This window comes from Bacteroidota bacterium (assembly GCA_013360915.1).
Lineage (GTDB): Bacteria > Bacteroidota > JABWAT01 > JABWAT01 > JABWAT01 > JABWAT01.
Genome location: JABWAT010000002.1, coordinates 199,757 through 212,321 on the forward strand (window position 1 = coordinate 199,757; position 12,565 = coordinate 212,321).

The 12,565-nt window shown below is 49.8% G+C and carries 13 protein-coding genes; all 13 read left to right on the forward strand.

What is annotated here, in order from left to right; translation table 11 throughout:
* Window positions 1-101: 101 nt before the first annotated feature.
* Window positions 102-1,616, forward strand: coding sequence for a hypothetical protein (locus HUU10_04560; protein NUQ80863.1), 1,515 nt, complete (start codon window positions 102-104; stop codon window positions 1,614-1,616).
* 97 nt (window positions 1,617-1,713) lie between these two features.
* A complete protein-coding gene (locus HUU10_04565; GenBank protein ID NUQ80864.1) occupies window positions 1,714-1,944 on the forward strand; it encodes a hypothetical protein in 231 nt (76 codons plus the stop codon).
* Entirely contained in the window at window positions 1,944-2,237 is a 294-nt protein-coding gene (locus tag HUU10_04570; GenBank protein ID NUQ80865.1) for a hypothetical protein, read from the forward strand. Before HUU10_04565 ends, HUU10_04570 begins: the two co-directional genes overlap by 1 nt.
* Window positions 2,238-2,511: 274 nt before the next feature.
* Window positions 2,512-3,120 carry an SGNH/GDSL hydrolase family protein gene (locus HUU10_04575; GenBank protein ID NUQ80866.1) on the forward strand — a complete coding sequence of 203 codons (609 nt, stop codon included), beginning with the start codon at window positions 2,512-2,514 and terminating at the stop codon, window positions 3,118-3,120.
* The gene (gene kynU, locus HUU10_04580) at window positions 3,117-4,385 is read left to right on the forward strand and encodes a kynureninase (protein NUQ80867.1); all 1,269 of its coding nucleotides are present in this window, start codon (window positions 3,117-3,119) and stop codon (window positions 4,383-4,385) included. The genes HUU10_04575 and kynU overlap by 4 nt, the downstream gene beginning before the upstream one ends.
* A gap of 281 nt (window positions 4,386-4,666) precedes the next feature.
* Complete coding sequence (locus HUU10_04585; protein ID NUQ80868.1) at window positions 4,667-5,755, forward strand: hypothetical protein; 1,089 nt, start codon at window positions 4,667-4,669, stop codon at window positions 5,753-5,755.
* Complete coding sequence (locus HUU10_04590) at window positions 5,745-7,121, forward strand: hypothetical protein (protein NUQ80869.1); 1,377 nt, start codon at window positions 5,745-5,747, stop codon at window positions 7,119-7,121. Before HUU10_04585 ends, HUU10_04590 begins: the two co-directional genes overlap by 11 nt.
* Before the next feature lie 83 nt (window positions 7,122-7,204).
* Window positions 7,205-7,552, forward strand: coding sequence for a hypothetical protein (locus HUU10_04595; GenBank protein ID NUQ80870.1), 348 nt, complete (start codon window positions 7,205-7,207; stop codon window positions 7,550-7,552).
* Between the two features lie 52 nt (window positions 7,553-7,604).
* Window positions 7,605-8,006, forward strand: coding sequence for a Spy/CpxP family protein refolding chaperone (locus HUU10_04600; GenBank protein NUQ80871.1), 402 nt, complete (start codon window positions 7,605-7,607; stop codon window positions 8,004-8,006).
* An 84-nt stretch (window positions 8,007-8,090) separates the two neighbouring features.
* A complete protein-coding gene (gatB, locus tag HUU10_04605) occupies window positions 8,091-9,536 on the forward strand; it encodes an Asp-tRNA(Asn)/Glu-tRNA(Gln) amidotransferase subunit GatB (protein NUQ80872.1) in 1,446 nt (481 codons plus the stop codon).
* Window positions 9,537-9,750: 214 nt separating this feature from the next.
* Complete coding sequence (locus HUU10_04610) at window positions 9,751-10,890, forward strand: PLP-dependent transferase (GenBank protein ID NUQ80873.1); 1,140 nt, start codon at window positions 9,751-9,753, stop codon at window positions 10,888-10,890.
* Window positions 10,891-10,996: 106 nt separating this feature from the next.
* Window positions 10,997-11,743, forward strand: coding sequence for a triose-phosphate isomerase (locus tag HUU10_04615; GenBank protein NUQ80874.1), 747 nt, complete (start codon window positions 10,997-10,999; stop codon window positions 11,741-11,743).
* Window positions 11,744-11,941: 198 nt separating this feature from the next.
* On the forward strand, window positions 11,942-12,439 hold the full coding sequence (locus tag HUU10_04620) for an HNH endonuclease (protein NUQ80875.1): 498 nt from the start codon (window positions 11,942-11,944) through the stop codon (window positions 12,437-12,439).
* Window positions 12,440-12,565 lie beyond the last annotated feature (126 nt).

Below are 12,565 nucleotides of genomic sequence, written 5' to 3' on the forward strand. Positions count from 1 at the left end.
AAATCAAAGGCTCTGGCCTTGTCCTGCAGGTGTCGGAGGATATCAGACAGTCCGGTTTGGATAACTTGCTGAGAAACCAGTACATGACAACCGGAGTCCAGGTGAGACCAACCGGTGTCACGTCCGGTGCAATTGTTTATGAGGCACCAACGCTGGAAATCAGCGGTGGAATTCTGTATATCCGGACGGCCAACTTGCTATTGGAAACCGCAGAAGAACTCTGGAAACAGGTCAAAGTCCGCCCGGTATCCGGGGCCGCATCCATGGCAAAGTGGATTGCTGGACTGATCATGGACCAGAACGCAAAACTGGATGTTAGTGGACTGGCGACCGGCACCCACACTGTTTTCGTTGAGCACGCTGTCAACTATCTGTATCCATTCCCGGCCACCTTCCAGAACGGAACGGCCAACGTAAACTTCACAGGAGGGGACCTTACCAGGGTATATGAAGCCGGTATGAGAATCATGTACGGAGGGACCGCCTACCAGATTCAATCGGTGGATTCCGGGAACAATCGCCTGGTCCTGACAGCGGTCCACGGATTAAACCTGTCTGGTGTCTATGTTGAGATTGGTGGTGAGTTTTCACCTTCCGGCCCACAACCTACACTTTCAACTCACTACCGGTTTGTCGAGATGGACGGACTAACCATCACTACCTCGGCCGGATCCGTTTCGCCAACCGGCAGAAAGATCAAAGTCGGGGAAATCACCAAGGACGGCGGAGGAGTCTGGACGATTGACGTAACGCCATCCAAACTGACAGTTGCTCAATCTGCCATGGCACACAATTTTGACACCTATCTGTCTGGCATTCTAACTGGTGCCCACACCGATAAGGGTGGTAAAAAGATTCAGAATTTGGGAAGCGGAACAGCATCAGGCGATGCTGTAAACAAAGGACAGCTGGACGGGAAACTGTCAAAAACCGGGGTAGATACCGTAACCGACAACCGGGAAAACGAGGGAGGAGACCCGGTAGCGCTCTATACCCTGAATCACACCGGCAGCGATACCTACCACCCGTTTTTTGATTTCCTGTTGGATGGTGTATTGAAAGCCAGGATTAACGCAGACGGAACGATTAAAATCCCATCCCCAACAGAGGATGATCATGCTGCCACATACGGACTGGTTAAAGGGAAGGTCAGCCTTAACACAGAAGAAACTATATCTGCACTCAAATTATTTGCTCAGGGGATCAAGTTTGCTGCTGATGGGCTGGCTCTCGATTCCTACTTTCAAAGTTCATCGTTTATTCCGACAGTTGAGGGAGAAGGAGGGTCTGGAACAACCATGAACTATTCTTCCAGGGTTTGCAGTTACATCCGGATCGGGAAAATAGTGATTGCGGCATTTAACATAGAATGGGATGAGACCACTACCACATGGTCTGCTGGGATCAAGCTGAGTTTTCCGGAGAACATTTCAACAGCAGGTATCATTCTGGGTGACCTGTATCTTCAGCCAGCCGGAGCCGGAACCTACGTCCCGGTTAGAGCGGTCAGACATGCAAACAATGTGGTGCTTTTGTTGAAACAATCAGATGGCTTATCTGCTTATGTGACTGATTACCAAAAGATTCAGGGAACTGTTCTGTTTATGATCCAGTGATTGGCATCAACTATAGATTGTCCTTACTCTGGTTGATATTGACTATTTAGCCGGAATGGGTCTATATTCGTCAACCAACCACAGGAGATTGATTGTTATGAAGACGGTACCTTTCATTGTTTATTTTGTAAAAGACACGGAATTGGGTGGATTCACGGCCTATTCCGAACAGTTCCCAGATGTTATAGCAGAGGGAACGACACAAAAAGATGCCGTGCAAAATCTCACAACAGCCATCGCTGCTTCTTTTTCGAGAAGGAAGATGGATAAACCACATACGCCCGGAATTGAATCGAGGGAGTATAAATTACAGTTTGGGTCAATCTGATGGGTGCAGATCAGGAATCACCATCATACAGAATCAAGTGGGCAGATTTCCAAGACTGGGTTAAAGCCCATGGATGCAGGATCGAGGCCTTCTCAGAGCCATACGCTGGGGTGGTGGATGTTATTAAAGATGAGACCGGCAAACGGTTTACGATATACCCTCCGTTTGAAAAACTTAATGCGTACACAGTATATAAGGCATGCATGAGACTCGGAATCCCTATGCCTGATTGTGCTAAAGAACAAGAGAAAATACAAAACATTATAGATAATCACCGTAACGGTGAAAAGTGACATCCCTCAGCAAAATCTGACTAATGGCTGTCAGTTGGCCTTCTCACTTTTAAGCCATAAAACGGGCACTTTGGTGAGAAAGACATGAAAGAAAACAGGCCAAAACGAGTCAGAATAGCCATGTTGGAGTGTTTCAGATAGACTCTTAATCAGTGGGTCCAAGGTTCGAGTCCTTGATGGTGCACCACTAAAAACCCGTTTCCCGACGGGTTTTTTTATTTCTTCCCCCCTGAATCCCGTTTGATCACCCCATCCGTTTCACGTATCATTGACCATGAACCTTTCTTTTCTTGCTTTAGGGGATTCCTACACCATCGGCGAAGGAGTGTTACACGAAGACCGCTGGCCTTCCCGACTCACCACCCGGCTTCGGGATGAAGGATTTTCCTTCGATCTTCCCCACATCATTGCCACCACAGGATGGACCACCACTGATCTGAAGGAAGCGATCCGAAACCACAACCTGAAGCCAGATTATGATCTGGTCAGCCTTCTCATCGGAGTCAACAACCAATACCGGGGCTGGCCGGTCAGTGACTATGAAAACGACTTTGCAGAGTTGTTGCAGGATGCCATCCGACTTTCAGGAAACCGCCCGGACCGTGTTCTGGTACTCTCCATTCCCGACTGGGGCAGAACTCCCTTCGCCTCGGACCGGAATCCGCAGCGGATTTCACAGGAAATTGACTCCTTCAATCAGGTGAACCAGCATCATTCTTTGAAACGGGGTGTGCATTGGGTCGATGTAACCACCGTGACCCGTCAGACGCCGCTTCCTGAAGACTGGACCACTGATGATGGACTGCATCCTTCCGGCATCCTGTATGACCAGTGGGTCCGTCTGGTTCTTCCTCTCATCATTAATCAATTGCGTACATCATGATTCCGCTAAAGGAGCTATTCGAAGAAGCCAGGGTGCTGGACAGTCAGGATTCCCTTGCTGCTTTCAGGCAGGACTTTTTTATTCCCGATTCCCCGGTCATTTATCTGGATGGTAATTCACTCGGCCGGCTCCCGGAAAAGACCCGTACCCGGATCATGGAAGAAATCGATTTCCGGTGGGGAACCCGGCTGATCAGAAGCTGGAATGAGCAGTGGTACCACTTGTCCCAGGAAACCGGTGATCTGATTGCGCAGGTGATCGGGGCCGATCGGGGTACCGTAATAGTCTGTGATTCGACTTCTGTGAATCTGTACAAACTGGTGATGGCGGCTATTAAGGCCCGTCCGGGCCGTTTCACCATCCTGTCCGATGACCTGAATTTCCCATCCGATCTTTATGTGATCCAGGGAATCATTCAGCAATTGGGTTCTGGTTACCGTCTGGAGTTGATTCACTCGGCCGATGGCCTGTCTGTTCATCCCGAGGACATCGGAAAACATCTCAGATCGGATGTGGCTCTGGTGGTTCTCAGTCATGTGGCGTTCCGGTCTGCCTGGATGTATCCAATGAAGGAAGTGACGGACCACGTTCACCGGGCAGGTGCCCTGATGCTGTGGGACCTGAGTCATTCTGCAGGAGCGGTACCTGTTGATCTTTCAGGATCAGGGGCCGATCTGGCTGTGGGCTGTTCCTATAAGTATCTGAACGGGGGACCGGGGGCTCCGGCCTGGCTGTACATCAGAAAGGACCTCCAGGAAACACTGCAGTCGCCTGTTCAGGGTTGGTTTGGGGCCGATGATCCATTCAATTTCGGATTGGACTATAAACCTGCCGATGGAATCAGACGGTTTCTGGCCGGTACACCGCCGGTGCTGTCGCTGTCCTCCATCCCGGCGGGAGTGAACATGATTCTTCAGGCAGGAATGCCATCTATCCGTGAAAAATCAGTCCGGCAGAGCGACTGGTTTATCAGAAAGGTGAAAGACCATCTGGTTTCATCCGGCTACTCGCTGCAATCTCCTGAAAATTCTGTTTTTCGCGGAAGCCATGTGTCTGTTTCTCATCCGAATGCCCGGGAAATCTGTCACCAGCTGATTCATGATCAACCAGAGGTTATTCCCGACTTCAGGAAACCAACCATTATCCGGTTTGGTATCACGCCCTTATATACCAGTTACACCGATCTGGCTTATGCCCTGACCGGACTGGAAAAACATGCGTCGGCCTCATCAGGTGCCCGTGAAATTCCCGGAGAAGTTACCTGAGATCGGCCACGAACAGGAGGAAACTGCATTCTCTGTTTTAACCAGAACTTGTCTGATACCCGGTTTCCGGAAAATGCCTGGAAGAGATCCTGATAGATGACGGTATTTTTACCGTGAACAATGGTCATTTTTGTCTGAATTGTCCCGGCCTTTTCTTACCTTGAGAAAACAGGGGAAATGGTAAAGAGAATTTCAGGACCATTCACCCATCCGGATCGAAACCCGATTTAAACCTTCACGTAGAACGATCCCGGTTTTTAAATTAACAAGAGGAGTCTGTTATGAGACACTTTTTCAGCCCCACCATCTTTTTGATGGGTTTTCTTCTGTACGCTTGTTCGGAAGAGGCAACCTCGCCCAACGATGATCCGCAGTCGTTCGAGACACAGAAAAAGGAGGCAATGACCACCTTTGAAAACCGGTTGTATGATCTGTCACAATTGAATGTGGCCACTCCCGAGCAAATCGGAACCATTGATTTCGAGTCAGCGGCCAACCGTTTTAAAACCCTGCTCGACAGTAAACCCGCCGATCCCGATCTGAATGTGGCATTTGCCATGTCGGAAATGTTTGCACTCTACCGTGATGAACACTTCCGCGCTCTGCTCATTTCCATGCGTACTTCTGGTGCCCCTCAGGTACCGGTTGGTGCAAAAGGTCTGGATCTGGGTTTTCTTCCCTTTAACATGATGGCCATGATGTCTGCCGATCTTCTTGCTGGCAACATGATCACGATGGTAAGAAAAGGAATGCTTGATCCGGGCGGAATGGCTGTCTGGCAGCAGCATTTTAAAAACAATCTGTTGCCACGGATTGAACGGGCCAGCCGATCCTTTGGCGTTGCCGAGACCTTCCAGCCCGGTGCCGGAGGTGAATATCAGTTTACCCTGACCGGAAAAATGTACGGATTCCCAACCGGAAAACCCCGCTATATGGATAAAACCGAAATCCACCTCATGCATGCTTACCTGGAATACATGGCGTTTAATCTGCGGACCTATCTGCTGATCGATTTCACAGCTTCCGATTTTATGGGGATTGATCCTGATTCGATGGAATTAGGTGTTCTGCCCGATGAGGTTGTTTTTATGGCGGATGCCGATGTACAGGGAAACGCTGCCATGTCAAACATGGAAAATGTATTCCTGAATCTGACTTCCTCGGTTGAATACCTGATCGGGGAAACCGATGACCAGTCCGATGATTTAATCAGCAAGAGTCCGGCTCTTACGAATGAGATGTTAATCGGGTATATTTTTCTCCTGAACCAGTATTACGAGGATATCGACTATTATCTCGGCTATCTTCGGACGTTAATTGAAAACACCGACCTTCCCGATCTTCCCGATCCTCCAGGTCTTGGATTCTGATCGGCTTTCTTTTTTCCTGTTTCTGGCTGTGGTGGTGCTGAGCCCCATCACAGTCCGTTCACAGGAAATCTCCTCTGCAGGTTCCTGGCAGCATGTGCTGTCACAGACATCGGCAAAGCAATCCATTCTGCTGTCTGATGCCGATTGGATCCTTCGTTCCGGTGTCCGGTTTCCGTCTGATAGCCTGACCGCTTCCTGGTCGGTTAATAGCCTGAAAGCCGATTACACCTCTCACTCCAATAAAACCACCGTCCAAATCCGTTCGGAAACCCGGTCACTAACCGTGGACTATTCTCGTTGGTTCAGTATGGGGCATCTGACCGCTTCAGTGAACCATATCCGGGGTTACGGGACTCAGGTGACCGGCGGAGGGCTCAAGGCAGGCGTTCCCCTGGGCTGGTTTGGCGACTGGACATTCCATGCAGAACGGAGACCCTGGCTGTATGAGCAGCGGTTTACCATTTCTGACTCACGGGCCGTGTTTACTCAGGGTGGGGCGGATGAGGTCTCAGGAATTTCCCTGACAGACTTGAACATACGGGGCATTCACCTGCGGGCCGACTGGGAAACCGGCAGACGGTTTCCGTTTGGCAATCAGGATCTTTTTCAGGATAAAGGGACTTACCGGTTCAGGAAAATTTCGGCAGGTCTGGCCGGATTGCAGGCTGGAAACCGATGGTCGGTATTGGTTTCTTCCTTCAGTCAAACCGGGCATCCGGACCTGGAGTGGAAAGACACCGGGTTTTCCGAAATTCCGGATGAACTTTTTGAAACCTGGTCTGCGGGATTCTCGATCAGCCGGTCATTGAATGAAAACTGGTCCGGATCGTTGATTGGAACATTTGAAAAGTTTGACCTGAAAGCGGCCGGTTATTTGCAAAGTTTTCCCTTTGCCAATGGGGCAGTCGCCTTTCTGGGTGATTATTTTTTCTTCGACGTCCGGGCCTCTTACCAACTGGCGGGGCTGCTTGGAGAGGCCAACTGGTCTCCTTCCGGTACCTGGTCGGTCGGAATCCGGTCGGGTTATACCTGGTTTAAACCCGAACTGGAAACAGAAACGTGGCAGCCCATTGCCTTTCTTCTGGGAAGACGGAATGAAAAACAGTCGCGGTTGTCCTGGAAGGCGTTACACCTGGTCCCTGTCAGAATTCGGTTGGAAAAGGAAGGGAAATGGGGTTTTTTCGCCATCCAGGTTCATCAATGGATTCCGGTTTACCTTGAGAAGCAGGCTGGTAAGGGAACATCGGGCACTTCGGGTGGCGGCAGTTCAGGCGGTGCCCCGAAAAAATCAGACTCCGGTTCCTCTGGTTGGGGTGGAACCACCATTCAGGTTTCGTGGGGTGTGTTTCCTTCCTGGTATTGGTGAGAAGGACCAGACCGGAAACAGGGAATTGTAACTCTCCCCGATTTTTCCCAATATAAGAGCGTCAACCCGATCCCGGATTTCACATGAAAACTTTATGGTTGTCAGCAATGCTCTTGCTGGCCGGTAACTTATCTGGTCAAACGCCATCTTCCCTGATTTCGAAAGACCCCGAGTTGAAATGGATGATTTCTCAGGCAAGGAATGATTTTTATCTGAGCAAATCTCAGGCTGATTCGCTGGCGGTCCGGATGTATTATTTGCGGATCAAAGCCAGAAAGGCAGGAAAGGCACGGCAGACCGGTGTCCTGCTTGCCAGTGCCGATTCACTGGTTCTGAACCATCTCAGGGAAGATCAGCAAATGGAGTACCGGCGGATGCTGAGTTTGCGTCCCACCGACCGGAAATTCTGGAAGTATGACTGGTTCCGTTAAACCCCCGGTTGCCTGGTGGTATCTAAAATGAAAACCAGGAAAGGATCCACCGATGAAAAGTCTCTTCACAGCCCTCGTACTTGTTTGCTCGCTGAACCTGTTGGCCCAGCCAGCCGATCCACCCAAACCGATACCTGTCGATAAGCAGGTTGCCTTTCTGAAAACAAAACTGAATCTGACTGCCGATCAGGAACAGAAAATCAGGGAGATTCTTGAAAAAGCCGAACAGGAGCGCGAAGCCCTCAGGGAACAGAGAAAGCAGGAAAAGGAAGAGGCGAAAAAATTGGTATCTGATCGCTTCAAGGCCACAAATGATCAGATTGAATCTGTTTTAACCCCAGAGCAGAAAAAAGAATGGGAAGCCATTAAAGAAAAACGGAAAGAGCGTCGCGAGGACCGGAAGGATAAGGGCAAATCTGATAGACATAAAGACGGAAAATCGGACAAAAACTGATTCATTCCCCGACGCATCCATTTTAAGCCGGATTGGGATTCCCATCCGGCTTTTCTATTTTTACGCCCCAAAGTCAAGGGAACTATGAATCCGAAATACGAAGCCGTTATCGGGCTGGAAGTCCACGCCCAGCTTTCCACACGTACCAAAATCTTTTGCGGATGTACCACTACCTTTGGTGCACCTCCGAACAGTCAGGTCTGTCCGGTTTGCCTGGGGATGCCGGGAGTCTTGCCGGTTTTAAACCGGAAAGTGGTGGAGTATGTGATCAGAATGGGTCTGGCTCATGGTTGTAAAATTGCTCCGGAATCAATTTTTGCCCGGAAGAACTACTTTTATCCTGACCTTCCGAAAGGGTATCAGATTTCGCAGTATGAGGAACCCATCTGTGAAGGCGGAACGGTTTCATTCCGGTTGGCAGACGGAACCGAAAAAACCGTTCGCCTGATGCGGATCCACATGGAAGAGGATGCGGGTAAATCCCTGCATGATCAGAGCCAGGATACGTTTGTGGATCTGAACCGTGCCGGTACACCCCTGATCGAAATTGTTTCTGAACCCGATTTGCGCAGTCCGGAAGAAGCAGGCGCGTATCTGACCAAACTTCGTCAGACAGTCCGTTACCTCGAAGTCTGCGATGGGAACATGGAAGAGGGAAGCCTTCGCTGCGATGCAAACGTCTCGGTTCGTCTGAAAGGTGAAACCCGTTATGGCACCAGAACCGAATTGAAAAACCTCAACTCCATCAAGTTTGTTGAAAAAGCCATCGAACTGGAAATAAACCGGCACATTGAAGTACTGGAAGAGGGTGGGACCATCATTCAGGCCACCATGCTCTACGATCCTCAGCGCCATGAAACACGGGTCATGCGAACCAAGGAAAATGCGCACGATTACCGGTATTTCCCCGAACCTGATCTGGCTAAAATTCATGTCACCACCGACATGATTGAAAAAGTCAGGGAATCCATGCCTGAACTTCCCGATGCAAAAAAGGCCCGACTGATGGGCGATTATGGGATTCCGGCCTATGATGCAGAGGTGCTTTCAACTGATAAGGCGCTTGCAGCTTATTATGAAACCACCTGCCAGCATACCCGGGACTTTAAGGCTGCTTCAAACTGGATCATGGGTGAGGTGATGCGTGTTCTGAAGGAAAAGGTGATCGACATCCACGACTTTTCACTCAGCCCTCAGCAAATCGCCGGAATCATCAATCTGATCAGCGAAGGAAAAATCAGCAATACCATTGGTAAACAACTGTTCGAGGAACTGCTGGTTAACGGAGGCGATCCGCAACAGGTTGTCGAGGCCAAGGGCTGGATTCAGGTATCGGATATGTCTGCCATTGAAGCAGAAATTGACACGGTTCTGGCCGCCAATCCCGAGCAGGTCGGTCAGTATCTGGCTGGCTCTGAAAAACTGTTCGGTTATCTGGTCGGACAAACCATGAAAGCCATGAAAGGAAAGGGAAATCCAAAAGTGATTAATGACCTTTTGCAGAAAAAATTACAGGCCATGCGTTCCTGAACGGATTCGGTCATCGTTTCTTCTGAAGCCGGATCGAGGGGTTTATCTCGTATCCGGCTTTTTTTTATCCATTTGATCGCTGTTTGTCAGAATATTATACTGTATAAATCAATAAATACAGAATAATAAGTAAAATAATGTGTTAAAAACTGCTACTTGCCGAATAAATTACGTTTAGTATCTTTGCGAGCCAAAACAATTATCCGGAGCAATCATGCGATTTGAAACACGCACCGTCCATGCTGGTGTTGAAAAGGATTCGTCATACAACAGTGTTATCACCCCGATCTATCAGACTTCGACCTTCCGGTTCGAAGATATCGGTAAGACAAAGGGTTATGATTATACGCGGTCTGGCAATCCGACCAGGACGGCATTGGAAGAAAATCTGGCTGCATTGGAAGGCGGGGTTTTGGCCCGTGCCGTGGCGACTGGTATGGCAGCCATCAATGTGGTTCTTCACCTGCTCAGATCGGGCGATCATCTGATCTGTACCCATGACTGTTACGGAGGAACCGAGCGGATTCTCAGGCTTTATGCCGACTTGTATCAGATTCAGGTGACGTATGTGGATCTGTCTGATGAAGCCGCTCTTCGGCGGGCCTTCACTCCGCAAACCCGGATGGTCTGGATAGAAACTCCAAGCAATCCGCTCCTCAATCTGACCAATATTAAAAAGACGGCGGCCATTGCCAGGGAAAGGGGAGCGCTGACCGTTGTGGATAACACGTTCCTTTCACCAGCCTTTCAGAGACCATTCGAATTGGGTGCCGATCTGGTTATTCATTCTACAACAAAGTACCTGAACGGACACAGTGATGTGGTGGGTGGGGCCGTCATTGCCCTTGATCCTGCGGTTGGAGAGCGTGTTTCTTACCTGGTGAATGCACTGGGACAGGCACAGTCTCCCTTCGAAGCCTGGCTGGTGTTGCGCGGAATCAAGACTCTGGTACCCAGAATGGCGGCCCATCAGATCAATGCGCTGGCGGTTGCCGGGTTCCTTGAAAAACACCCGGCCGTTAAGCGGGTCAATTTCCCGGGACTGCCCAGTCACCCGCAGCATGAACTTGCAAAAACGCAGCAGCACGGATTCGGTGGAATGCTTTCATTTGAACTGAAAGGCACCATTGACGATGTGAACCGGGTTATGCGGTCAACCCGGCTGTTTGCCGTGGCCGAGTCGCTGGGCGGAATAGAAAGCCTTATCTGCCATCCGGCAACCATGACACATGCCTCCATGGATCCGGTTTTGAGAGAAAAGGCCGGTATCACCAGCACCATCATCCGTTTATCGGTGGGAATCGAGAATACAGCTGATCTGCTCGAAGACCTTGACAAGGCGCTTTCGGCCTGATTTCTTGGTTTCGGATTAGAAAAGGTGGGTTTTTTCAGCACACGTTTGTCTGTTTTTGAGCAGAAACCTACCTTTACGCCCGCTTATAAAATTGAAAGGAACCCCCATGCCACAGGTCATTATTGCTGGTAACTGGAAGATGAACAAGAACCTGGCCGAGTCGGTGCAACTGGCTTCTGAGGTAGCAAAACTGTCAGCAGGTCTTAAACCAGGTGTTGAACTGGTTGTCTGCCCGGTTTTTCCCCATCTGGAAGCAGTGAAGGAAGTTTTAAAGGGCTCGAAAGTGAAGCTGGGCGCACAGAACTGTTACCCGGCCGACAGCGGGGCCTTCACCGGTGAAGTATCGGGATCGATGCTGAAGGCAATCGGTGTTGACTTTGTGATTCTGGGTCACTCTGAACGTCGTCAGTATTTTGGTGAAACCAATCAGTTTATCAATAAGAAAATACAGCACGTGCTGGCTCATGGAATGCGGCCGGTTTATTGCGTGGGTGAAACTCTGGAAGAACGGGAAAAGGGAATTACCCTTGAGGTTGTGTCACGTCAGGTGAAAGAGGGCCTTGAAGGCGTTGCCGACTGCTCAAAACTGGTCATCGCGTATGAACCGGTGTGGGCCATCGGAACCGGCAAAGTGGCCACAACTGCACAGGCCAATGAAGTGCATATTCTCATCCGTCAATTACTGGTTGAGTTGTATGGTGCAGCCGGAAAAGAAGTCACCATTCAGTATGGCGGCTCAATGAAACCAGACAACGCAGCCGAGTTATTGGCTCAGTCCGAAATTCATGGCGGCCTGATCGGTGGTGCCTCCCTGAAAGCCACCGATTTTCTGGCCATTGCTCAGGCCATCTGATCAGGTTTGTTCCGATTCTGAAATGGGTTGCCCCGCAAAGGCAACCCTTTTTTATTGACCTTCCTCCCGATCCTGTTGACTGAAGACCGGCTTTTCTCTACCTTACTGAAACAGGTTTTTAACTGCAGTCCCCTAACTCCGGTGGAACCCATTAAACCCGGCAATTGGTTTAACGAGCATGAAGGGCGATTCCCGTTTATGCAGGCATTGATTTTAAATCAGAATTATCAGGCCGTATCGGTCACCGATGCGACACATGCCTTTTTATTGGTATATCTGAACAAAGCCGATCTGCTTGAAACCTACGAGGAACGGTTTCTGACCACGGTTAGCAGACAGTTTCCCCTGCCGAGTATAATCAAGCTGAAACGGTATGTGGCCATTCCTTTCCGTTCAATTATGCTGAGCCGGAAAAATGTGCTCCGGCGGGATAATAACCGTTGCCAGTATTGTAACAGCACGGGCGGGGATCTGACGGTGGATCATGTGATTCCGCGATCTCATGGCGGGGCCGATTCCTGGGAAAATCTGGTGGCGGCCTGCCATCGTTGCAATCATAAGAAAGGAAACCGCACACCCGAACAGGCGGGCATGACGCTTCTGAACAAGCCATTCAAGCCCAATCATGTGCTGTTTCTGCGGCAGACCGTTCCGAATATGCATGATAAATGGAAGCCTTATTTATTTCTGGCGTAATCTTTTACTATATTGCAGGATTCCGGGATTGAGAAATCACCGGAGGGTCTGGCTTCACCTCCTGACCCAGAGGTCCTCCTGCTCACCAAGGTTGACAATCTGACCTCAAACATTTTTACAACTGAC